The 23,285-nt window shown below is 64.1% G+C and carries 23 protein-coding genes; 12 read left to right on the forward strand and 11 right to left on the reverse strand.

What is annotated here, in order from left to right:
* Positions 1–32 precede the first annotated feature (32 nt).
* The 5 genes from kdsA to tpiA all read right to left on the reverse strand — a co-directional run bounded on the left by kdsA (position 33) and on the right by tpiA (position 5,004).
* Positions 33–869: a 3-deoxy-8-phosphooctulonate synthase gene (gene kdsA / locus MJ956_RS10465; RefSeq protein WP_253964410.1), complete on the reverse strand. Its 837-nt coding sequence runs from the start codon at positions 867–869 to the stop codon at positions 33–35.
* Positions 866–1,765, reverse strand: a complete 900-nt coding sequence (locus MJ956_RS10470; protein ID WP_253964411.1) for a VOC family protein — start codon at positions 1,763–1,765, stop codon at positions 866–868. The genes kdsA and MJ956_RS10470 overlap by 4 nt, the downstream gene beginning before the upstream one ends.
* A complete protein-coding gene (locus tag MJ956_RS10475) occupies positions 1,765–3,393 on the reverse strand; it encodes a CTP synthase (RefSeq protein ID WP_253964412.1) in 1,629 nt (542 codons plus the stop codon). Before MJ956_RS10475 ends, MJ956_RS10470 begins: the two co-directional genes overlap by 1 nt.
* Positions 3,394–3,510: 117 nt before the next feature.
* Positions 3,511–4,149, reverse strand: a complete 639-nt coding sequence (secG, locus tag MJ956_RS10480) for a preprotein translocase subunit SecG (protein ID WP_253964413.1) — start codon at positions 4,147–4,149, stop codon at positions 3,511–3,513.
* A 96-nt stretch (positions 4,150–4,245) separates the two neighbouring features.
* Positions 4,246–5,004: a triose-phosphate isomerase gene (gene tpiA / locus MJ956_RS10485; protein WP_253964414.1), complete on the reverse strand. Its 759-nt coding sequence runs from the start codon at positions 5,002–5,004 to the stop codon at positions 4,246–4,248.
* Between the two features lie 214 nt (positions 5,005–5,218).
* Here tpiA and MJ956_RS10490 point away from each other — a divergent pair, with 214 nt between their 5' ends.
* From MJ956_RS10490 to MJ956_RS10530, 9 genes are all read left to right on the forward strand, one after another.
* Positions 5,219–7,108, forward strand: a complete 1,890-nt coding sequence (locus MJ956_RS10490) for a peptidyl-prolyl cis-trans isomerase (RefSeq protein ID WP_253964415.1) — start codon at positions 5,219–5,221, stop codon at positions 7,106–7,108.
* Positions 7,105–8,136 carry an anthranilate phosphoribosyltransferase gene (gene trpD / locus MJ956_RS10495; RefSeq protein WP_253964416.1) on the forward strand — a complete coding sequence of 344 codons (1,032 nt, stop codon included), beginning with the start codon at positions 7,105–7,107 and terminating at the stop codon, positions 8,134–8,136. Before MJ956_RS10490 ends, trpD begins: the two co-directional genes overlap by 4 nt.
* Complete coding sequence (trpC, locus tag MJ956_RS10500) at positions 8,133–8,948, forward strand: indole-3-glycerol phosphate synthase TrpC (protein WP_253964417.1); 816 nt, start codon at positions 8,133–8,135, stop codon at positions 8,946–8,948. Before trpD ends, trpC begins: the two co-directional genes overlap by 4 nt.
* Positions 8,945–9,442 carry a cyclic pyranopterin monophosphate synthase MoaC gene (gene moaC, locus MJ956_RS10505; protein WP_253964418.1) on the forward strand — a complete coding sequence of 166 codons (498 nt, stop codon included), beginning with the start codon at positions 8,945–8,947 and terminating at the stop codon, positions 9,440–9,442. The genes trpC and moaC overlap by 4 nt, the downstream gene beginning before the upstream one ends.
* The gene (locus MJ956_RS10510; RefSeq protein ID WP_253964419.1) at positions 9,439–10,677 is read left to right on the forward strand and encodes a molybdopterin molybdotransferase MoeA; all 1,239 of its coding nucleotides are present in this window, start codon (positions 9,439–9,441) and stop codon (positions 10,675–10,677) included. Before moaC ends, MJ956_RS10510 begins: the two co-directional genes overlap by 4 nt.
* A gap of 43 nt (positions 10,678–10,720) precedes the next feature.
* The gene (lexA, locus tag MJ956_RS10515) at positions 10,721–11,452 is read left to right on the forward strand and encodes a transcriptional repressor LexA (protein WP_253964420.1); all 732 of its coding nucleotides are present in this window, start codon (positions 10,721–10,723) and stop codon (positions 11,450–11,452) included.
* 519 nt (positions 11,453–11,971) lie between these two features.
* The gene (locus MJ956_RS10520) at positions 11,972–14,728 is read left to right on the forward strand and encodes a cation-transporting P-type ATPase (protein ID WP_253964421.1); all 2,757 of its coding nucleotides are present in this window, start codon (positions 11,972–11,974) and stop codon (positions 14,726–14,728) included.
* A 286-nt stretch (positions 14,729–15,014) separates the two neighbouring features.
* Complete coding sequence (locus MJ956_RS10525) at positions 15,015–15,434, forward strand: c-type cytochrome (protein WP_253964422.1); 420 nt, start codon at positions 15,015–15,017, stop codon at positions 15,432–15,434.
* A gap of 494 nt (positions 15,435–15,928) precedes the next feature.
* Positions 15,929–16,492, forward strand: coding sequence for a L,D-transpeptidase (locus MJ956_RS10530; protein ID WP_423724833.1), 564 nt, complete (start codon positions 15,929–15,931; stop codon positions 16,490–16,492).
* 154 nt (positions 16,493–16,646) lie between these two features.
* Here the strand turns inward: MJ956_RS10530 and MJ956_RS10535 are convergent, their stop codons facing one another.
* The 5 genes from MJ956_RS10535 to MJ956_RS10555 form a co-directional block, all read right to left on the reverse strand.
* Entirely contained in the window at positions 16,647–17,012 is a 366-nt protein-coding gene (locus tag MJ956_RS10535) for a hypothetical protein (RefSeq protein ID WP_253964424.1), read from the reverse strand.
* Positions 17,012–18,205 carry a molybdopterin-dependent oxidoreductase gene (locus tag MJ956_RS10540; RefSeq protein WP_253964425.1) on the reverse strand — a complete coding sequence of 398 codons (1,194 nt, stop codon included), beginning with the start codon at positions 18,203–18,205 and terminating at the stop codon, positions 17,012–17,014. Before MJ956_RS10540 ends, MJ956_RS10535 begins: the two co-directional genes overlap by 1 nt.
* Before the next feature lie 317 nt (positions 18,206–18,522).
* The gene (locus tag MJ956_RS10545) at positions 18,523–19,020 is read right to left on the reverse strand and encodes a hypothetical protein (protein WP_253964426.1); all 498 of its coding nucleotides are present in this window, start codon (positions 19,018–19,020) and stop codon (positions 18,523–18,525) included.
* 57 nt (positions 19,021–19,077) lie between these two features.
* Positions 19,078–20,556 carry a multicopper oxidase family protein gene (locus MJ956_RS10550; RefSeq protein WP_253964427.1) on the reverse strand — a complete coding sequence of 493 codons (1,479 nt, stop codon included), beginning with the start codon at positions 20,554–20,556 and terminating at the stop codon, positions 19,078–19,080.
* Between the two features lie 121 nt (positions 20,557–20,677).
* Positions 20,678–21,013, reverse strand: coding sequence for an ArsR/SmtB family transcription factor (locus MJ956_RS10555; RefSeq protein ID WP_253964428.1), 336 nt, complete (start codon positions 21,011–21,013; stop codon positions 20,678–20,680).
* Positions 21,014–21,075: 62 nt separating this feature from the next.
* Here MJ956_RS10555 and MJ956_RS10560 point away from each other — a divergent pair, with 62 nt between their 5' ends.
* Both MJ956_RS10560 and MJ956_RS10565 read left to right on the forward strand, forming a co-directional pair.
* Positions 21,076–21,513: a YeeE/YedE family protein gene (locus tag MJ956_RS10560; RefSeq protein WP_253964429.1), complete on the forward strand. Its 438-nt coding sequence runs from the start codon at positions 21,076–21,078 to the stop codon at positions 21,511–21,513.
* 5 nt (positions 21,514–21,518) lie between these two features.
* Complete coding sequence (locus MJ956_RS10565) at positions 21,519–21,956, forward strand: DUF6691 family protein (RefSeq protein ID WP_253964430.1); 438 nt, start codon at positions 21,519–21,521, stop codon at positions 21,954–21,956.
* A 115-nt stretch (positions 21,957–22,071) separates the two neighbouring features.
* On the opposite strand, the gene MJ956_RS10570 is transcribed toward MJ956_RS10565, so the two are convergent.
* Entirely contained in the window at positions 22,072–22,632 is a 561-nt protein-coding gene (locus tag MJ956_RS10570; protein ID WP_253964431.1) for a c-type cytochrome, read from the reverse strand.
* A gap of 251 nt (positions 22,633–22,883) precedes the next feature.
* Here MJ956_RS10570 and MJ956_RS10575 point away from each other — a divergent pair.
* Positions 22,884–23,285 (forward strand): ABC transporter substrate-binding protein (locus tag MJ956_RS10575; protein WP_253964432.1); only part of this gene is annotated, 402 nt, incomplete at its 3' end.

Below are 23,285 nucleotides of genomic sequence, written 5' to 3' on the forward strand. Positions count from 1 at the left end.
CAGCGCGGGCGTGAACCGTTTTCCCGCGCCGGTCAGTCGAAGGACTTCGCCACCGCGTCGAGCGCCTGCAACCGCTTCAGCAATTCCGGCATCCGGTCGAGCGGCACCATGTTCGGCCCGTCCGACGGCGCGTTGTCCGGGTCGTCATGGGTCTCGATGAACAGGCCGGCGACGCCGACGGCGACCGCGGCGCGCGCCAGTGTCTCGACAAAGCGGCGGTCGCCTCCCGACGAACCGCCCTGCCCGCCAGGCTGTTGCACGGAGTGAGTGGCGTCGAAGACGACCGGAGCGCCCATCTCGGCCATGATCGGCAGCGCCCGGAAATCGGACACCAATGTGTTGTAGCCGAAGGACGCGCCGCGCTCGGTCAGGAGCACATTGGGATTGCCGCTGTCGGTCACCTTGGCGAGAACGTTCTTCATGTCCCAGGGCGCCAGGAACTGCCCCTTCTTGATGTTGACGATGCGGCCGGTCTTCGCGGCGGCGATCAACAGATCGGTCTGGCGGCAGAGAAAGGCCGGTATCTGCAGGATGTCGCAGACCGCGCCGACTTCGCGACACTGCTCCTCGGTGTGGACGTCGGTCAGCACCGGCAGGTCAAAGGTTCGAGCGATCTCCTCGAACACCGGCAAGGCCTCGGCGAACCCGATACCGCGCTTCCCGGAAAGGCTGGTGCGGTTCGCCTTGTCGAAGCTCGCCTTGAACACGTAGCCGATGCCGAGATCGCCGGTGATTTTTTTCATCTTCTCCGCGATCATCATCGCGTGGTCGCGGCTTTCCATCTGACACGGGCCGGCAATCAACGCGAAGGGTGCCGTTTGAGAAAAGTCGACGCCCTTTGCGGAGACAGTGCTGTTGGGTGCGGTCATGCGGGCGATTCCTCGAATGCGATAAAGGTGCCATCGGCACCGAACGGGACGACGAGGCGTCCGCCGGTCATCTTGGCCGAACAGCCGCTGGCGGCAAGAAAGGCACGGCTCGCGGCCATGTCAGAGACGGTCAGCACGATGCCGCGAATACAGAGCCCGCCGGACGACTTCGACTCCGCCCCAAACTCTTCGAACAACGACGCCTCGGAAATGACATGGAGCGCGGTGCCGGCGAGCTCGAAACACAGCCGCCCGTCAATGCCCTTGTCCGCGCGGGCATCCGCCACGGTCGCCAGCAATTCGCGTGATTTGTCCGGCGGACAATCCGACAGGACGATGCGCGCGAGACCCGACACGCCATTGGCATGGCGCGTCAGCGCGGACCGATCGGGCGCTTTCGCGTGCAATGGCTGGCAAAAGAAGAAGGAAACGTGCGAGTCGGGTTCAGCGCGGGCGAAGGCCAAGCGGAACGACACCGACGCATCCTTGCCGTCAGGAGTTCTGAAATTCCGCGAGAACTCGACCAGTTCGGCTTCGCCTAACCCCTTTTGCGCCAACGATGCACGATCGCCCGTTGCGTCGGCCGAGCGAAAGGCGAGTGCCGAAATCGACGGCAAGCGGTGGCTGGACCGAAAGCCGGCGTACCGCACCACGAAAAGGTTTTCCCCGGTCTTCGCGGCGTCGTAGACTGCCGGATCCGCGATCGCCAGCGGTTCGAGATAGGTGCCATCGGCAAAGAACACGCAGGCGTTGCCGGTTCCGAAGGGATGGACGGCATCCGGCGCGACCGTGAAGCCGAGCCCGCTGAATAGCTCGCGGGCCTCGTCGAGCGAGGCGAAGGGCAGGACGACATGATCAAGCGACCGCTTCGCGCACCCGTCATGTTGGCCGCCCATCACACAAGCCGGCTCTGCTCGACCGCCGCGGCGATGAAGCTGGCGAACAGCGGATGTGGCTCGAACGGCCGGGATTTCAGTTCCGGGTGATACTGGACGCCGATGAACCAGGGATGGTCGGCGAGCTCCACCGTTTCCGGCAGGAGGCCGTCCGGCGACATGCCGGCGAAGCTCATGCCCGCCGTTTCCAGCGCTTCGCGATAGGCGCGATTGACCTCATAGCGGTGGCGGTGCCGCTCCTCGATCTCGGTGTCACCGTAGATCGCGGCGATCCGGGAGCCGCTCTTGAGGCTCGCCTTGTATGACCCGAGACGCATGGTGCCGCCAAGATCGCCCTGCGACGCGCGCTGTTCCAGTTCGTTTCCTTTCAGCCATTCGGTCATCAGGCCGACGACCGGCTCGCTGGTCTCGCCGAATTCGGTGGAATCCGCCTTCTCGATCCCGGCGAGCGCCCGTGCCGCCTCGATCACCGCCATCTGCATGCCGAAGCAGATGCCGAAATACGGCACGCCCCGTTCCCGCGCGAAGCGAGCGGCGGCAATCTTGCCCTCCGCGCCGCGCTCGCCGAACCCGCCCGGTACCAGGATGCCGTTGACCCATTCCAGATATGGCGCCGGATCTTCCTCTTCGAACACTTCCGCCTCGATCCAGTCGAGCTTGACGCGGACCCGGTTGGCGATGCCGCCGTGCTGCAGCGCCTCGATCAGCGATTTGTAGGCGTCCTTCAAGCCGGTGTATTTGCCCACGACGGCGATCGTCACCTCGCCTTCGGGATTGCGAATCCCGTCGACGACCTGATGCCAGCGCTGCAATTGCGGCTTCGGCGCCGGATCGATGCCGAAGGCGGCGAGAACCTCGGTGTCGAGGCCCTCGTGATGATAGGCGATCGGCACGTCGTAGATCGTGGCGACATCGAGCGCCTGGATGACCGCCGTTTCCCGAACGTTGCAGAAAAGGCTCATCTTGCGCCGTTCCTCGGCCGGGATGGGCCGGTCGGCGCGCACCAGCAGGATGTCGGGCTGGATGCCGATGGCGCGCAATTCGCGTACCGAATGCTGCGTCGGTTTGGTCTTCAGCTCCCCGGCGGTCGGGATGTACGGCATCAATGTCAGGTGGACATAGACCGCCCCGCCCCGCGGCAGATCGTTGCCAAGCTGTCGGATCGCCTCGAAGAAAGGCAGCGCCTCGATGTCGCCGACCGTGCCGCCAATCTCGCACAGAACGAAATCGAACTCCTCGTTGCCGTCGAGTACGAATTCCTTGATCGCGTCGGTCACGTGAGGAATGACCTGGACGGTGGCGCCGAGATAGTCGCCGCGCCGTTCCTTGGCGATGATCTCCTGATAGATCCGCCCGGTGGTGATGTTGTCCATCCGGTTGGCGGAACGCCCGGTGAAGCGCTCGTAATGGCCGAGATCGAGATCGGTCTCGGCGCCGTCGTCGGTGACGAACACCTCGCCGTGCTGGGTCGGGCTCATCGTGCCGGGATCGACGTTCAGATAGGGATCGAGCTTGCGCAGCCGCACCCGGTAGCCGCGTGCCTGCAACAGCGCGCCGAGCGCCGCCGATGCAATGCCTTTGCCAAGTGAAGAGACCACGCCGCCGGTGATGAAGATATATCGCGCCATGGGCTTTCCCGATATCTCGACCGGTCTGATTCTGCCAGTCACTTTTCGGCCATGCCGAAACCGGACGAGGCGCCCGAAGGCGCCCCGACGATGACGACCGCAAACGGTGCGTGAATGCTACTGGGCGGTTCCGGACCGCGACGTGGCGCCATCCACCGGCCGTTCGACGCCGGCCGGTGGCGCCTCCACCGGCGGGACTGTCGGAGTCTCGACGACATCCGGCGCGGTCGGCGCCGGATCGGCCGGAATCTGCGGTGCCGGAGTGACAACCGACGTTGAAGCATCTTCCGCCGGAACCGACTGCGGTACGCCCGTTCCGATGGCGTTCTCCGGCATCGACGGCGCGGCGCTCGGCGCGTTCGGATCCGACGGCGTCACATCGGTCGTGGCGGCGTCAGCCTGCGGCGCCTGTTCGGCATTGCCGGACGCCCCTTCCTGCTCCGGCAGAGCACCCAGCTGATCCAGGAGGCTGCCGCCTTGTTCGCCGCCGCCCTGGGTGGTCGGCAGACGATCGAGAATGTCGGTCGGCTGAGCGCCATAGCGGGCGAGAATCCCAAGCGACAGGGAGGTGACGAAGAAGGCCGCCGCCAGAATGCCGGTGGTGCGAGTCAGCGCGTTGGCCGCGCCGCGGGCCGACATCAGGCCACCGCCGCCGCCGCCAATGCCCAAGGCGCCGCCCTCGGAGCGTTGCAACAGCACCACGATGACGAGCGCGATGACGATCATCAAGTGGATGACGATAAGAATGGTTTCCATTGAACTTTCGCAGCGCGTCGATTTTAGGAATTGCGCGCCTTCTACAGAAGCGCGAGCGGCTTTCCAACCGGTTTCGGCGTTTCAACGCCATTTTGGTCAGGAAACGGCGACGGCCTCGCATATCGCGATGAAGTCCGATGCCTTCAAGCTCGCGCCGCCGACGAGCGCCCCATCGACATTGTCGACGGCCAGAAGCTCGGCCGCGTTCGCCGGCTTGACCGATCCCCCATAAAGGATTCGCACCGCCGAGGCGACAGCATCGCCAAAACGATCGGAAAGGGTTTCGCGAATGAAATCGTGAACCTGTTTCACGTCAGCGACCGTCGGCGTGCGTCCGGTTCCGATGGCCCAGACGGGCTCGTAGGCGACGACCGCCGTCTCGCCAGACAAGCCGTCCGGTAGCGAGCCGGCGAGTTGCACCCCGAGGACCTCCAGCGTCTCGCCGGCCTCGCGCGCCGCCTCGGTCTCGCCGACGCAGATCATCGCGACAAGCCCCGCTTTCATGGCCGCTTCCGCCTTCGCGCGAACCAGCGCGTCGGACTCGCCGTGATCGGCGCGGCGCTCCGAGTGGCCCACGATGACGTAGCGAGCGCCGACATCCTTCAGCATCGCGGCGGAGATATCCCCGGTGTGGGCGCCGCTTTCCGCCTGATGGCAATCCTGCCCCCCGACGGCGACGTGGTCGCCGAGAACGCCGCGACTGGCGGACAGGATCGTCGCCGGCGGACAGATCAGCAGATCGCGGCGATCGGCGAGCCCGCTGCCGGCAGCGGCGGCGATGTTCTTGAGTTCCGTCAGCGCCGACAACTGGCCGTTCATCTTCCAGTTGCCTGCGATCAGTGGTCTTGGCTTCATGTCGACATTGACTCCCTGGGGCGGTGTGCGAAAGGTGCGAACCCGATGGCGCATACCTATCACCGTCGCTCGGCAATATGCGAGAGAGGCCAGAAATCAATCACTCAGCCTGCTTGCGCCCGCCCCGCGCGGTTTCCTATTAAGGCCTGAGAACGACAGCCGCCCCTGCTTCGCCTCGCCGCCGCGAAGGTCGGGCGGGCGATGGGAGACGACGATGCTCAACACGCTCCGAGGCAGCATTTCAGGCTGGACCGCGAAGATCCTTTTAGGTCTTCTCGTGATAAGCTTCGCGGTTTGGGGCATCGGCGATGCGTTCCGCGGTGGATCGGCGACGACGGTGCTGACGGCCGGCAAGACCGAGGTGTCGCTGGAGGACTACGCCTTGGCCTACAACCGCGCCCAGGCCCGCCTCGCCCAACAGATCGGCCGCCGCCCCACCGCGGAAGAATCGGAATTGTTCGGTATCGACCAAGGCGTCCTCAGCCAGCTCGTCGCCGGCGCCATGCTCGACGAACAGGGTCGTCGCATCGGCCTTGGCCTCTCGGAAGATCGTCTGGCCCGTTTGATCGCGGACGATCCCTCGTTTCAGGACGCATCGGGAAATTTCTCGCGCAATGCGTTTCAGGCAGTCCTTTCCAACGCCCGCATCCAGGAGCGGGACTATATCCGCAGTCAGGAAGACGCCGCAATCCGCAGCCAGATCGTCGAAGCGATTTCGCAAGGCGGCAACACGCCGGTGACGTTTGAAACGGCGCTGGGTCTGTACAATGGCGAGCGCCGAACCGTCGATTACATCAGTCTGGCGCCGTCGACGGTGCCTCCGGTCGCCGATCCGGCCGACGATGTGCTGAGCGCCTATTTCGAGCAGAACAAGGACAGATATGCCGCGCCGGAGTATCGCTCGATCAGCTACGCTCTCCTGACCCCCGAAACGCTCAGCGATCCGTCGACGATCACCGACGAGCAGGTGAAGGCGGACTACGAGCAGAGCAAGGAACGCTATACCACACCGGAGCGGCGGCGGGTCCAGCAGATCGTCTTCGCGGACCAGGCGGCGGCCGATGCCGCCAAGGCGAAGCTCGAGGGCGGTGCCAGCTTTGAAGACGTCGCCAGGGAAGCCGGACGGACCGTGGCAGACACTGACCTCGGCCTCGTATCCAAGTCTGAAATTCCGGACGCGACGATTTCCGACGCGGCCTTCTCGCTTTCGGATGGTGCCATATCGGACGTCGTGGCGGGCGCCTTCGGTCCGGTCATCCTGCGCGTTACGGAAATCCAGCCGGTGGGGGTGAGTCCGCTCGCCGATGTCTCGGACGAGATTCGCAAGGATCTGGCGCTCGTCGCGGCGAACGACACCGCGGCAACCGCGTACAACGCTTTCGAGGATGCGCGCGCCGGTGGCGCCAGCTTCGCCGAGGCGGCCAAGGCCGCCGGCATTTCGGCCGAAACCGTGCCGGCGATCGATAGCCAGGGCAACGGTCCCGACGGCGCACCGGTGGCGGAACTTCCGGCGGCGGAGGAGCTTCTGGCCGGCGCTTTCGAAACCGAGCCAGGATTCGACAATGTGCCGATCAACTTCGAATCGAACAGCTATCTCTTCTACGACGTCGTCAGCATCGACCCCGCCCGCGAGCGCACATTCGACGAGGCACGCGACCGCGTGCTCGCCGACTGGAAAAACGATGAGACCCAGCGACTCCTGGGCGAAAAAGCCAACGCGTTGAAGGCCGAACTCGAGGCCGGCAAGAGCATGGACGAGCTGGCGGCGGAATCAGGCCTGCGCAAGCAGACGGCGGCGTCGATCACGCGCCAGTCCGGCGCGGCCGTTCTCGGTCAGGACGGCGTCGCGGCGGCGTTCTCCGGCGGAGATGGGACGATCGCCACCGCGCGTGGTCGCGAGCCGGGCTCCCAGATTGTCCTGAAGGTCACTGAAGTCGCTCCGCCCGCCGATCCGGCTGCGAATGTCGCGGCGGAGGAGCGTCAGCAGTTAAGAAGCATTTTCGAGAACGATCTCCTGCAGAGCTACGTGACGCTCCTGCAAAACGACACGCCGCTCAGCGTCAGTCCGGCCGCCATCGAGAACGCCAAGGCGATCGTGCGGTGAGCCAAAGTCTGAAACCCTTCATCGCCAAGGTCGCCGATGGTCAGTCGCTGACGCGATCCGAGGCGGAGGCCGCCTTCGCGGTGATGATGTCCGGCGAAGCGACCCCCTCGCAGATCGGCGGCTTCCTGATGGCGCTGCGGGTGCGCGGCGAGACCGTCGAAGAAATGGCTGGCGCCGTCTCGGTGATGCGCGCCAACATGTCGCGGGTCGCGGCGCCGCCGGACGCCATCGACATCGTCGGCACAGGCGGCGATCACGCCGGCACGCTGAACGTTTCGACCTGCTCGGCCTTCGTCCTTGCCGGGTGCGGCCTCGTCATCGCCAAGCACGGCAACCGGGCCCTGTCCTCGAAATCGGGTGCGGCGGACGTGCTGGCCGCGCTCGGGGTCGACGTCGATCTGAAGCCTGATGCGATCTCGCGGGTGCTCGCCGATGCCGGGCTGTGCTTCATGTTCGCGCCGACGCATCACGCCGCGATGCGCTTCGTCGGTCCCAGCCGGGTCGAACTCGGCACCCGCACGATCTTCAACCTGCTCGGGCCGATGTCGAACCCGGCCGGCGTGAAGAAGCTGTTGGTCGGCGTCTTCTCACCACAATGGTTGCGGCCGCTGGCCGAGACGCTGCGCGAATTGGGCGCCGAATCCGCCTGGGTCGTGCATGGTGACGGGCTCGACGAAATGACCGTTTCGGGGACGACCGCGGTCGCGGCGCTCGAGGGAAACGGAATTCGCGAGTTTACCGTCGAACCGGAAGATGTCGGGCTCCAGCGCTCTCCGCTGGCCGCGATCAAGGGCGGCGATGCGGCGGTCAACGCCGCGGCCCTCGAAGCCGTTCTCGGTGGCGCCAAGAATGCCTATCGCGACATCGTTCTTCTCAATAGCGCCGGGGCCTTGGTGATGGCGGGCAAGGCGGAGGATCTGCGTGGTGGCGTGGCGATGGCAGCCGACGCGATCGACAACGGCCGGGCGCGAGCCGCGCTCGACCGTCTCGCGGCGGCGACGAAGACAACCGGCGCGGTGTCCGCATGAGCGACATCCTCCAGCGAATCGAAGCTTACAAGCGCGACGAGATCGCCGCGGCCAAGCAGCGCCTGCCGCTTGCCGATCTGGAATCGGCGATCGATCCCTCGGATGCGCCGCGAGGATTTGCGGCGGCGATCCGCGGACACCACGCCAAGGGCGGTCTGGCGCTGATCGCGGAAATCAAGAAGGCCAGCCCTTCCAAGGGCGTGATCCGGGAGAATTTCGATCCGCCGGCTCTCGCCGCCGCGTATGAGCGCGGCGGCGCTACCTGTCTCAGCGTCCTTACCGACACCCCTTCGTTTCAGGGTGCCCCCGCCTATCTGACGGCAGCGCGCGCGGCGACGACGCTGCCTGCGCTGCGCAAGGATTTCCTGTTCGACGCGTACCAGGTCGCCGAAGCGCGTGCATGGGGTGCGGACGCGATCCTGATCATCATGGCGGCCGTCGACGACACGCTGGCGCGCGAGCTGGAATCCGCCGCCGAACATTACGGTCTCGACGTTCTGGTCGAGGTCCATGATGCGGAAGAGACCGAGCGGGCGCTGAAACTGCGCACGCCGCTGATCGGGATCAACAATCGCAATCTTCGGACCTTCGAGACCAGCCTTGCGACGGCCGAGAGGCTGGCGGCGCTGGTGCCGGACGACCGAATTCTCGTCGGCGAGAGCGGCATCTTCACCCACGCCGACTGCCTGCGCCTTGCCGATCGGGGCATCCGCACGGTTCTGGTCGGGGAGAGCCTGATGCGCCAGGCCGACGTGGAGGCGGCTACGCGTGTGTTGCTCGGCGCCACCCGCCAGTCGGGAACATCGTCATGACCGCCACGAAGCAATCCGGCCTAACCCATCTCGACGCGACCGGCGCAGCCTCGATGGTCGATGTCGGCGACAAGGACGACACCGTCAGGGTCGCGGAGGCCGAGGGCTTCGTCGCCATGCAACCGGCCACACTGGACCTGATCCTCGCCGGCGAAGCCAAAAAGGGCGACGTCATCGGCATTGCGCGGATCGCCGGCATCATGGCGGCCAAGCGCACGCACGAGCTGATTCCCCTTTGCCATCCGCTGATGCTCGAGAAGATCGGCGTCGAAATAACGCCGGTTTCCACCCTGCCCGGTCTGCGCGTCACGGCGCTGGCCAAGGTCAGCGGCAAGACCGGCGTGGAAATGGAGGCGCTCACGGCGGTCTCTGTGGCCTGCCTGACGATCTACGACATGGCCAAGGCCGTGGACCGCTCGATGCGCGTTTCCGGCATCCGGCTGCTGTCGAAGTCCGGCGGCCGTTCCGGCGACTTCACGGCGGACGCGTCGTGAGTCTGCTTCCCGTCGAGGAGGCCTATAGACGATTGGTGGAGAGCGCGTCGCCGCTTGCCTGCACCGAAACTCTGCCACTGCTGCGGCTGGCCAGACGCGTCCTCGCGCAGGATGTTCTGGCCCGCCGCACCCAACCTTCCTTCGATGCCTCGGCCATGGATGGCTACGCCGTCCGCTCGGCCGACGCGACAGCGCCGTTCCGAGCCCTGCGGGTCGTCGGCGAGTCCGCCGCTGGGTGCGCGTTCACGGGGACCGTGGAACCCGGCGAGGCGGTGCGTATTTTCACCGGAGCACCAGTGCCGAAAGGCGCCGACGCGGTTCTGATCCAGGAACAGGCCCAGGTGGAAACCGACGGCACGGTACGTCCCACCGCCTCCGTCGATTTCCGCCAATATATCAGGGACGCCGGCATCGATTTCATCGAAGGCGAGACCCTGCTGGCGAACGGGACCTGGCTGACGCCCGGCGCGATCGCACTGATCGCGAGCGCCGGTCATACGTCTCTGAAGGTTCTGGCAAGGCCGAAAGTGGCGATTCTCGCCACCGGCGACGAACTCGTGCAGCCGGGCGAGCCGGTGGGCGACTGGCAGATCGTCGCTTCCAATTCCTTCGGGGTCGCGGCAATGGTTGCGGAAGCCGGCGGTGAGATCATCGACTGCGGCATCGCACGCGACCGCGCGCCCGACATCGATGCGGGCCTCACGCGCGCCATCGACGAAAAGGCCGACATTTTCGTCACGATCGGCGGCGCATCCGTCGGCGATCACGACCTGGTTGGCAAGGTGTTCGCCGCCCGCGGCGTCGCGCTCGATTTCTGGAAGGTCGCGATGCGTCCCGGCAAGCCATTGATGGCCGGGCGGCTCGACGAACTGACCATTGTCGGGCTGCCCGGCAATCCGGCCTCTTCCATGGTCGCCGCGACGCTGTTCCTGGCGCCCCTGGTGCGCCGCTTGGCGGGACTCCCCGATCGCCCGCTCTACCGGCAGGGGTTGCTCGGCGCGCCGATGCCTGAAAACGGCATGCGGACCGACTTCGTCCGCACGCGGCTTCAGACCGGGGAGGATGGCGCCGTCCGGGTTATCCCGCTACCACGCCAGGATTCCTCCCTCCTGTCGACCTACGCGCGGGCCGACGCGCTTCTCGTGCGGCCGCCGTCGGCACCTCCTGCGCGCGCCGGCGAGGCTTGCCGCTTCGTTGTCCTCGACGAATGGAAGGGTCTTGCGGAACACAACTAGAACAGATAGGTTTGTTCAGGTTTTGTTTTAGGGAGTCATCTCCATGCTGACACGCAAGCAGCACGACCTTTTGTCGTTCATTCACGAACGGCTGAGGGATACGGGGGTGCCTCCCTCCTTCGACGAAATGAAGGACGCGCTCGAACTTCGCTCGAAATCCGGCATACACCGCCTGATCACCGCCCTCGAGGAGCGAGGCTTCATCCGGCGTCTGCCCAATCGCGCGCGGGCGCTGGAGATCCTCAAGCTGCCCGAAGCAATGCAGAGCGGGCGCCCCGCTCCGGTAGGCCGCGCCGGCTTCACGCCGAGCGTGATCGAAGGGAGTCGTGACGTCACGCGCAAATCGTCAGAGCCGGTCTCTCGGCGCGCGTCGACGAGAGCGTCGGAGTCGGCCTCGGTCGCGATCCCGGTGATGGGCCGGATCGCCGCCGGCGTTCCCATTTCGGCGATCCAGCACACCACCCATTCCCTCGCCGTGCCGCCGAACATGCTCGGTGGTGGTGAGCATTATGCGCTCGAGGTCAAGGGCGATTCGATGATCGAGGCCGGCATTCTCGACGGCGACACGGTGGTGATCCGCCGCGCCGATACGGCGACCCCCGGAGAGATCGTCGTCGCGCTGGTCGACGAGGAGGAGGCCACGCTGAAGCGGTTTCGCCGCCGCGGCAATACGATCGCACTGGAGGCCGCCAACCCGGCGTATGAAACGCGGATATTCGGCTCCGAGCGGGTCAAGGTTCAGGGCCGGCTGGTCGGGCTCATCCGCAAATACTGAGGGCCGGGCCGGCGTATCGGCAACCGCTGGCGTCGAGCCAGCGATCCCGACGTTAGGCATCCGCGATCTGGCGCGAGGGCACCCGGGCGAAACGCGGTTCAGGCGTCTCCCGATTCGATTGCCCGGCTTCGAGCTTCTCCTTCATTCAGGAGAGGCGGTCGACCTGCCAGAATTTCAGAATAATATTCGGCTGACTTCTCTGGACATATCTCGATATACGGGACATGGCGTCCTTCGCGCTCTGGTTCCGCCGATGGCGACTGTCGCGCTTCGGGCGCACGGTCGAAAGACGCTATCGTTTCCGCCGAACGATCAGAAGTGATAAATTCCCAACCCCGTTGCTGGAGCGGCGCTGCGATCTCCATTACGTCTGTTCTCGGGACGATGGCTGCCAGAGCCGCGGCGCCGATCGAAGGCCTTGCCAGATTCGGATTTGGGGAAAATCGGTATTCGCTGTGGTATCGCTTCGATCGCTAAGGTGGGCTCAGCCAAATCGGTAAATATCCGGAGCGACCGAGAATGGAGTATCGTGGGTTCCCCCACCGGCGAAAGCCGGATCACGTAGCCGGGCTGAACGACGCAGCGTCGGGCGAAGGGACGATCGTCTGGCATGCGCTCGACCCGGCGGCGGCGCTGGAGCGGGCTGCCGCACAACCCGAGGGTCTCACGGCCGCCGAGGCGGCGGCGCGGCTTGAGCGCTACGGTCCGAACGCCTTACCGGAAGCGCCGCGACGCGGGCCCCTGGCCCGCTTTTTAGCCCAGTTCAACAATCTCCTCATCTACGTTCTGATTGCTTCCGGGGTCGTGACGGCGTTGCTCGGCCATTGGACCGACACGCTGGTGATCTTCGCCGTCGTCATCCTCAACGCGGTCATCGGTTTCTGGCAGGAAGGGCGGGCGGAGGATTCACTCGCTGCCGTGCGTTCGATGCTCTCGGCGCAGGCCTCGGTGTTGCGCGACGGAGAGCGCGCGGCCCTTTCGGCCGCCGAGTTGGTCCCGGGCGACGTTGTCCTGATCGAAGCGGGTGACCGTGTGCCGGCCGATCTGCGGCTGCTCGAAACGCGGGGACTTCGCGCCCAGGAGGCGGCTCTGACCGGTGAATCGGTGCCGGTTGTTAAGGAGACGGCACCGGTGGCCGATCATGCGGCGCTGGGAGATCGCACCTCGATGGCGTTCTCCGGTACCCTCGTCACTTCAGGTCGTGGCAAAGGGCTCGTGGTCGCTACCGGCGTGCACGCCGAGATCGGGCGAATCGGCACGATGCTGGAGAGCATCGAGGAAATCACCACGCCGCTGCTGAAACAGATCGACCGGTTCGCGCGGTGGCTGACCGCGGTGATCCTCGCCGCTAGCGGCGCCGTCTTTGCCTTCGCGGTGCTCGCGCGCGGCTATGCGCCGGAGGATGCCTTCCTGGTCATGGTCGGAATGGCGGTGGCCGCGATTCCGGAGGGGCTGCCAGCCGTCTTGACCATCACGCTCGCGCTCGGCGTGCAGCGTATGGCGCGGCGGCAGGCCATCATCCGCAAGCTGCCGGCCGTCGAGACGCTGGGTGCCGTCTCCGTCATCTGCACCGACAAGACCGGCACCTTGACGCGGAACGAGATGGTCGTGCGGACGGTGGTCATCGAAGCGGCCGGCGAAGCGATCGCGGTCACCGGCGATGGCTATGCTCCCGACGGTGAATTGCGCGCCACGGGGGCGCGTTCGACCGTCGATCAGGCCGATACCCTTCGCCATTTCGCGCGCGCTGCCTTGTTATGCAACGACGCCCAGCTGCATCGCGGCGGCGATGGCGCGTGGAGCGTCGCCGGCGACCCGATGGAGGGGGCGCTGCTTGCTCTCGCCCACAAAACCGGCCTCGACCCTATCATCGAGCGCGCCCGCCATCGCCGGCTCGATGATATTCCCTTCGACGCCGCGCACCGTTTCATGGCCACGCTCAACCAGGATGGCGAGGGTGGTAACACGATCTACCTGAAAGGTGCGCCGGACCATGTCATCACCCGCTGCGCGGACCAGGTCGCCGTTGACGGGCTCGTGCGTCTGGATGCGGAAGCATGGTTGGAACGGATCGATGCATTGGCCCGGGAAGGCCAGCGCGTGCTTGCCTTTGCCGTGAAATCGGTGGGCGACCGGGCGACGCTAAGCATGAACGACGTGGCGGAGGGCTTCACGCTGCTCGGCATCGCCGGTTTCATCGATCCCCCGCGTGCGGAAGCCATCGAAGCGGTCGCCGATTGCGCCCGCGCCGGCATCGACGTCAAGATGATCACCGGCGATCATGCGGTCACCGCGCTCGCTATCGCCGGTCAACTCGGACTCAAAACGCGTAACGGCGTGCTGACCGGCAACGAGATCGAAGCGATGGACGACGGTGAGCTACGTGGCCGCGTCGCCGATGTGGACGTATTCGCCAGAGCCGCGCCGGAGCACAAGCTGCGGCTCGTCGAAGCGCTGCAGGCCGATGGCAAGGTTGTTGCCATGACCGGCGACGGTGTCAACGACGCCCCTGCCCTCAAACGCGCGGATGTGGGGGTGGCGATGGGCATAAAGGGCACCGAAGCCGCCAAGGAGGCTGCGCGCGTGGTGCTGGCCGACGATAATTTCGCCTCGATCGTCGCGGCCGTGCGCGAGGGGCGCACGATCTACGACAACATCCGCAAGGTCATCGCCTGGACGCTGCCGACCAATGGCGGCGAGTCGCTGGTGATCGTCGGGGCGATCCTTCTGGGCTTCGTGCTTCCGGTCTCTCCCGTACAGATCCTGTGGATCAACATGGTGACCGCCGTCGCGCTCGGTCTGACACTGTCCTTCGAGCCGGCCGAGCCGTCGGTGATGGAGCGACGACCGCGACCCGGCAACGTGTCGCTGCTCGACATGGAAATGGTCTGGCGGATCGTCCTCGTTTCCGTGCTGTTCGCGGTCGCCGTCTTTGTTCTCTTCTTCTGGTCGATCGAACGCGGAGATGAACTGGCCTACGCGCGAACCCTCGTCGTCAACCTGATCGTCGTCATGGAAATCTTCTATCTGTTTTCCGTTCGCTATCTGCACCTGACCTCGTTGACGCTCACTGGCGTCGTCGGCACCCGGGCGGTGCTCATCGGCGTCGGCCTCACGGTCATTCTGCAACTGGTCTTCACTTACGCACCCTTCATGCAGGTCGTGTTCGAGACACGACCGGTCGCCTTCGTCGATGGCGCGATCGTCGTCGGCATCGGCGTGGGACTGCTGGCCGTTCTGGAGGGCGAGAAATGGGTCCGGCGCATGGTGTTGTGACGGCCGTGCGGCCTATCGTAACCGCGCAACGCCCTGCAGTCTTTGCGATCAAAGCGGCGATGCCGGACACCATCCCGCCGAAGGTATTGGTCGGATCGTGATGGCATACTCGAGGTTGCGATCATGCCGCAGGTTCGCCCGTTCGAGCGTCATGCATGCACCAAGCCCGCAGCTTCAGAGCAAATCTCGAGTGGTCACGGGAGGCGGTAATGGTCGAAGCGATCTTGACCTAACCGGCCGGGGTCCCCTAACCGAGTGGGTATAGGCCCAGCGAAGGGAAGCCAGAATGAAAAATCGCGCGCTCATTCTCACGACCGTTCTCGTGGCTACGGCCCTTGCCATCTGGTGGCGTCTCGACGGTCGAGGCGGGGACGGTGCCGGCGCTGGAGTAGCCCTGGCGGAAGTGGTCGTTCCGGAACTGACCGCCGAGGAAAGTCGGGGTGAGACGCTTTTCAATGCCAATTGTGCGACCTGCCATGGCGCCAACGCCGCTGGACGAAGCGGCAAGGCGCCTCCTCTTGTGCACAATATTTATGAGCCGAACCACCACGCCGACGCGGCTTTCCAGCTGGCCGTGCAGAACGGCGTACGCGATCATCACTGGGGGTTCGGCAACATGCCGCCGATCGAAGGGGTTTCGCCGAAGAACGTCAGCCAGATCGCCGCATATGTTCGAGCGTTGCAGCGTGCCAATGGGATCCAATAATCCCGCGACGGCCGAATGGCATAATTCACGATTCATTGATTAGATGGGATAGGGAATACTTAAGCGGAGATTGTTACCGTACTGCCATGAGGTTGTTGTTCCTTATCCTGCTAGTGACGGTCTTGGCGATGACGCACAGCGGCGGCGCGGTCGCCGCATCAGCCAGTGTCGCGCATCGCGGCCCGCTCATTGCGGACGTCCCATCGGCAACGGCTGATGACGGCGACGGTCTCACCAGGGTCGTGGATTGCTGCGACGACAAAATCAATGCTTGGCACAGGATGTCCCAGTGTCCCGTGGACTGCGGGGTCACTCTGTCCGGATTCGCCGCGGCGCCCCCTGACGACGGGCGAGAGCGGCTTTTCACCGGCGCCTTGTCGGCAGCTTCAGGGTGCCGTACTGGCTTATTTCGTCCTCCGATCAGCTGACGTTCCGCTTCGGACATCGATCGCGGTGTCCCCTCCCTTTGACGTAAGATGATCAGGATGACGAAAATGATCTCAAGACGCTCTTTTCTGCTGGCTGCCTTTGGTGGCTTGCTGACGTCGGCGATGCCGGCTCTGGCGCACGGGCCCCGCCAGGCGTTCCAGCTCAATCCGAAATACCTGCCCCAGACGGTGAAATTCGGTGGCTACAAAGCGGGGACTATCGTGGTCGATCCGCGCAACCATTTTCTTTACTTGGTTCTCGGCGATGGTCTGGCGCGACGCTACGGTGTCGGTGTCGGCAAGGCAGGACGCGCCTTCAAGGGATCCGCGCGGATCGGACGAAAGGCGAAGTGGCCGAGCTGGACGCCGACGAAGAACATGATCCGTCGCGAGCCGGGCAAGTATGCACGCTATGCCAACGGCGTACCCGGTGGACCGGGCAATCCGCTCGGCGCGCGCGCGCTCTATCTCTATCGCGGCAAGCGGGACACCTATTACAGGATCCACGGTACGACGGAGCCCTGGTCGATCGGACGGTCCGTCTCCAATGGCTGCATCCGGATGATCAACGATCATGTGATCGATCTTTATAACCGTGTTCCGGTCGGCGCCCGGGTCGTCGTCATCTGACCGCCCTCACCTGCCGGCGATGTTCCATATAGAAATGTGGGCGTCCGCTATCGAGCGTATCTCGGTGCGGACGCCTACGTTGATCAAACGACCTGCGGACACGGCTCGTGTCGCAGGGGCGCGAGGACGCCGTGATCCGTCAGGGACCTCTAGTTTAGTCGGTCGCGATGTCGGTCGCGTTAGCGGGCCAGTGAGGGCTGGTCGCGGTGCCGTAGTTCGTCGTCAGATAAGATGACAAGGCATCGACGTCGGCTTCCTCGACATAGGCTCCGTATCGCTTCCGCATCTTCTCGATTTCGGCTTCCCAGCCCTCCCGACTGAAACCTGGATGCTGCACGATGGGCGCCACGGAATGGCAGGCCGTGCAATAGGTCTCGACGAGTTCGCCCCCCGTCCCCTCCGCGAGAGACCAGTCGGTCTCCGGCAGGTCGACATAGTTCGAATAGTCCTGTGCCAAGACGGTCATCGACACAGTCGTGGCCAGTCCGACAACGGCGGAAAATAGGCTGATACGGGCCATCAGGCGGTCTCCAGATAGGTGGCGTAGCCGGTGACCGCGTTAATCCGACGACCGTTGCTTTTGATGTCGGCCTCGGTCATCGCCATCGGTTGAGTTTCGCCATCGACGCCGGTTGCCCGCGTCAATATCCGCAGCGGTCCCTTTTTCTTCGGCGTCACCTGGTGGTGCCAGACGCGCCAGACATATTTGCCGTAGGGTTCCTCCATCGTGGCGGGCTCCCAGCTCGCGCCTTCATCGAGGCTCACCTCGACCTTGGCGAGGCCGATGCCCGAATCATAAGCGACGCCGGTCAACTCGGTTTCGCTGCCAACCTGCAGAAGCGTGCCATCGGCGGGTGTGCAGACGAAGGAAGTGATGCGCACGGGGTCGGGGCCACCGACTTTCGGACCAGCCCAGAGATTGTCGATCGGCTGCGAGCGGATTTCGATGCGCACCACCTGCTTCACCCATTCGGGTGAATATTCGCCCGGATTTACGAGTCGCAAGGGCGCGCCATTCCACAACGGAATGTCGCCGTCATTCATGCCATACGCCAGCAACGGTTCCGGCCGCATCATCTCATCGATGCCCTGGACCCGCCAATATTCGGGCGCGCTCGCGGCGATTGTTATGCCCGCTGCCTTGAAGGCCACTTGCGCTGCGTTGTCGCGAACGCCGACAGCCTCGAGCACATCCTTGACGGGAATACCGGTCCATTTCGCGGCGGAGACATCGCCCTTGCCCCAGGAGACGCCGCCAAGTACCGGCTTGTGTACCACTCCACGGGCTTGCCCCTTGCAGGCGCCAACAGCGGCGACGGATGTCTCGGGGAACGTCTCACGCAGCTCCGCCAGCGTGAAGCTACGCGGATTGACGGCCGCATCGCCACCAATTTCGAGCACCAACTCGTCTGGCTTGATCTCGGGGATGAGAGCTTCGCGCCACCGCACGTAGTAGGCCTCCCTGTCCGTCAAGGGGTAGTTCTGCTTGCCGATCAGGAGAGGCGTGGGAGTTTCATAGACAGGCGGGCGATCATAGACTTGGATCAACGGCACTTTGCCCGGCAAGGCGACGAGACGTTCGGCATCGCGAATCGCCGGGCCGACGAGAATGTCCTCGGCCATGGCGGGAAGGGTAAACCCGGAAACGCCGAGGGCGGCCGCACTTTGCAGGCCAGTTTGCAGAAGCTGACGACGATTGATGATACGAGACATCTGTCCCTCCGTGAAATCAATGGAAAATCTCGGCAGTTGAGGCTCGACAGTCCGGCAGTTGCCGAATCACTTTGTAAGCCTCAGGCATTCAGAGATCCGGGAAAAATCCCAACCGAAGTTTTGTGCATTGCGAAATCATACCGTCGGCATAGCGAGACGACATTAGTTGGAGCTTGGAACCAAGGGTTTGACCTGCGTCAATAACGCGGACTGAAACCCCGTTGGCGGCGGTTCGGTTCCGTCCTTGGCACGCCCCCATGAATTCGCGATCGAATATCGGCGATTCTCGGCCTTGGTCGCGGGGTGCGGCGGTCGGTTCAACGCTCCGTCACGATTTTTGACGTGCCCAGAAGATTGCGCCGGGTCAGCTCGACCACCAGCAGCGGCACGACGATCCATTGAAGCAGCGGCGAAAGGCCGGTTCCGAATGGCGGCACCAGAGGCATCAACTCGGAATAGGACCAGCGGTTGGATATCTCGACGTAATAGAATTCGAGCCCAATGGTAATGACGATGCCGACGATCAGAAAGACCAGCAGCTGCCATGCCTTCTTGTGGCATATCCAATGCCGCGTTCGCGCGGCGAGCGAAGTGATCCAGAAGGCGGCCAGGGCAATCCCCACATCGCCGACGGTGGCGTAGGTGCAGATCTTCACGCCCTCCCAGTGCCGAAGCTCCGCCATTCCCTCGAATGTCGGAATCTGCAGGAACTCCCAAATGAAATGGAAGGCGAAGGAGAACAGGGCGAGCGAGACTTCGGGAACCGCCCACAGCCCCTGTCCCGTGTCCCGCAGCTGCGGTTCTGACGTTGTCATTCGGTCCCCTTGATCGGGTCGCTCGCGGCGCGGCCCCGCGCCGGTTACCCTGATACGCTACACTTGTGTGGTAAACTGCCCCATCATCCCGGCGTCTTCGTGCTCCAGAATATGACAGTGGAAGACGAAGGGCAGACCCTCGCTGGTTTCGGCGTCGATGGAAACCGCGAGTTCGGCCTCTCCGTTCACCAGGACGGTGTCCTTCCATCCCCGTTCCTCGGGACGTGGTTCGCGGCCGCCATTCCGCAACACCTGGAACTTCGCGCCATGGACGTGAAACGGATGTGGCATCTGACTGGCAACGATCGTCCAGTGCTCCTGTGCGCCGACCGGCGTGGAGAAATCGACGCGGTCGATCTCGTAAGGTTTGCCGTTGATGGTCATCACCGGAGACGCGCCGACGGCGCCGCGCATCATGTTGATCGGTCCCATGCCTTCGTCGAGGACGAAACGACGCCGCGCGCCGGTTGCCGCGATAGCGACCGCCGAGCCCGGCAGGCGCTGCGGTATGGACGTCACGGCGGCTTCCCGACCCTCGTCGGGCGCGAGCGTCAAGAGGACCGCATTCGCCGCATCGCCGCCCATCATACCGCCCATCATACCGCCCATGCCCATCGATGACTGGGATGTCGCCATGAGGCGATCCTCGCCCTGCCTCAAATCAATCAGCAGCTCTAGGCGTTCGCCGGGGGCGAGCAAGACCCTGCCTGTTTCGGTAGGCGCATCAAGCAGGCCTTGATCGACACCGATCAGCAGTAGCGGCCGACTGCTTTCGAGCGACAGATCGAAGGGACTCGAAGTCGCAGCGTTGATCAAACGCAGCCGCACGAGACCGCGCGGTCCCCTGACGATCGGCCGAAGCTGGCCGTTGACGAGGACGGCGTCGCCACGAAAACCATGCATGATGTCCATCATGCTCGGCTCGTACACCGCCCGGCCGGAACCATCGAAACGCTTGTCCTGGAGGATGAGGACGAAATCGTCGACGCCATAGGTTCGGGGAAGTTCGATACCGGCCTCGTCGTCGTCCTGGAGAATCACGGCGCCGGCAAGCCCGGCATAGACATCAGGGGCGGTGCGGCCGTGAACATGGGTGTGATACCAGTGCGTCGCGGCCGGTTGTCGAACCGGCAGCTCGATATCGCGGTCGGCGCCGGGCGCAATTTCGGTTCCAGGACCGCCATCCGCCGAGCTGGGAACTGTCAGGCCGTGCCAATGGAGGGTGATCGGTACATCAACGCCGTTCTCGATTCGGACTGGCGTGTTAGTCCCGCGCCGCAGCAGAACGGTAGGCCCGAGATAGCCTTGATTGAACCCCATCGTAGACGACGGGGCGCCGCCCGCGAAAACCGTTCTCCCGGCTGTGGCCTGGAGACGGATCGGGCTGGTTCGCCCGTCCAATAGTGGCGGAAGTCGAATATCCTCCCGATCCATTTGTGCCGCGGCCCCCTGGGCATTGGCGGGCAAGGCCAGGCCGGACGTCGCCAGCCCGGCAAGAAGCGAGGAGCCGCTCATCAAGAGTTCGCGTCTGTTCATCTCAAATCTTTCCTCTCGCGGGACGACTTGCGGATTTGTTGGATCAATATCGCATCTGGAGGAACGGCCGCCGCCGCGCAACAGGTCCCTTGCGACAATTGGGTTCGAGAAATGGCCGGCGTCAAGATTCTGTGTCCCGCCGCCCGTGGCGGCAGAACACGTCGTAGAGGCTTGCCATGATCGCGCGGATCTCCTGGCTAGCGAGCGAGTAGAAGATCGTCTGGGCGTCGCGCCGGGTGGCCACCAATCCCCCCGCCCGAAGCTTGGCCAGATGTTGCGACAAGGCGGACTGACTGAGCCCGACTTCGCACACCAAGGCTCCGACCGAGGCTTCGTCTTCGGCGAGCCTGCAGAGAATGCGCAGCCGATGGGCGTTGCCCATAAGCGCGAGAATGGCCGCGACACTGGCCGCGCGAGCATCCAATTCCAACATATTAGATTTGACTACTTTAGACATGCTTCATATATGGCCCTCCCGCGGCGGTCGGTAAAGGGCCGTTCGTCAAAGGGAATCAAACGATGCCGCTTTCCACCCTTACCGAATTCACGCCTTGGGCCTCGCTTTTCGGGGGAGTCCTGATCGGTTTGGCAGCCATCATGGTCATGGCGTTTTTCGGCCGGGTCGCGGGTATTTCCGGGATCACCGTCGGTGCCTTGCCAACCGTTCGATCCGATTGGAGCTGGCGTTTGTCCTTCCTGGTCGGCCTGGGCCTAGCGCCACTGCTGCTCACCTTCATCACAGGTGAGCCGGTTGAGCAGACCGTATCCGCCGATCTGGCCGTGATGATCCTGGCCGGCCTCCTGGTCGGTTTCGGGACGATCTGGGGTTCCGGTTGTACCAGCGGTCATGGCGTCTGCGGTCTGGCGCGACTGTCGATGCGATCGCTGGTTGCAGTCGGAACTTTCATGACAGCCGCCTTTCTTACGGTCCTCTTCCTCCGACACATCATCGGATAACGAACATGCGATTTATATTGGGACTGACGTCGGGCCTCGTCTTCGGCCTTGGTCTGGTGATCTCCGGCATGTCAAATCCAGCGAAGGTCCTGAACTTCCTGGATGTTTTCGGTACATGGGATCCCAGCCTCGCCCTTGTCATGGGCGGCGCATCCTTCACGACGTTCGTTGGCTACCGGCTGATCTGGCGGCGGGATCGGCCCCTGTTGATGCCGCGCTTCGAAATCCCGACGCGAGCGGATATCGATGCGCCGCTTCTGACAGGCGCGGCGATATTCGGGATCGGCTGGGGAATCGGCGGCTTTTGCCCCGGCCCCGCCTGGACAGCGTTGCCGCTGGCGGCCCCCGGCACCCTCGCCTTCCTGCCCGCCATGGTAGCCGGCATGCTCGCCGGCTTGTGGGTCGCGTTGCGGTTGAAGGACAGAAGCCAAAATGCGGCCTGATTTCGCTCGGCAGCCTCCCGGACTCAACGCAAGTTCTGAACGAGGGTCGCAGCCTGGCGATCTCTGGGAGGGATGGCACGACGGCAACAAGGCTGGCTGATCGCCGTTCGCTCGCTCATTCCAAGCCGCCGACAGGCGTCTTCAGATAGGCGATCAAATCCGTCATATCCTCGGCCCCAATCGACCACCGGGGCATCGCTGGGTCGAGGCGCTCGCCGCCGGGATCGACGCCGTCGGTGATGGCCCGTCGCAATGTGTCGTCGGTGTAGTCGTCGTGATCGCCGTGACCGTCGTCCTCGACCGCGCCTTCCGCCTCGGCGGCCTCATCGTGCTCGCCGAACAAAGCGGCGGCCGTCAGCGGTGGCACAGACTGCCAAAAACGTGGCATCAGGCGCCCGCCGCCCCGATCCGCGCCATGACAGGCGACGCATCCGCCGCCGGACATCATCATATGCATGTTTCCGCCCTGAGGCGTGATCTGCTGGCCCGAAGCACTGGTCGCGGTGAAATAAATTCGCTCGCCATTGCTGCGAAATTCGGACGGCCATGCGCTGCGATCGGTCAAGGGGCCGGAACCGAACAGCAGCTGCCCTCCCGCGAGCACGACAAGCAGAACCATTGCGATGGCGCCTATCCGGACGATCCGCCACAATAGGAGCCGATGTGGTCGGGTCATTCTGCGTCGTCCTCCTTGCATCAAAACCGGGTGGCTCGCGCCGCCGCTATCCCACCGCCAAACAATCAGCGAGCGAAAATCGGGTCAATGTCTGTTGCCAGTCGATATTTTATGCGTAAACTAATTTTCGTGTTGGGGCGGAAGTTCCGATGTCCACTGATTTCCGGCGCGGATCGTCGACGCTTGCGCCGGCCCGATCTCCGGCTGGGGACGGACCATTGTTAGCGACCTTTTAGAATGGAGATCAAGAGATGAGTTCGATCCGGACCGCCACCATCGCTCTTTTGACCGCGACGGCCTTGTCTGGCGCGGCGATGGCACAGACCGCCGACAACGAAAAACTGAAGATAGGCCTGATGTTCACCTTGAGCGGCCCGGCCGCGGTGCTCGGCGAGCAGGGTCGCGACGGTTTCCTGCTGGCGGTCGAGAAGATGGGCGGCAAGCTCGGTGGCCTGGAGACGGAGATCACCACCGTCGACGACGAACTGAAGCCTGACATCGCCGCCAACAAGGCCCGCGAACTCGTCGAGCGCGACGATGTCGATTTCGTCGTCGGTCCGATCTTTTCCAACATCCTGATGGCGATTACCAAGCCGGTGACGGACGGCGGTGCCTTCCTGATCAGCCCAAATGCCGGCACCTCGAATTTCGCC

Source organism: Aurantimonas marianensis, assembly GCF_024195285.1.
In the GTDB taxonomy this organism is placed as follows: domain Bacteria; phylum Pseudomonadota; class Alphaproteobacteria; order Rhizobiales; family Rhizobiaceae; genus Aurantimonas; species Aurantimonas marianensis.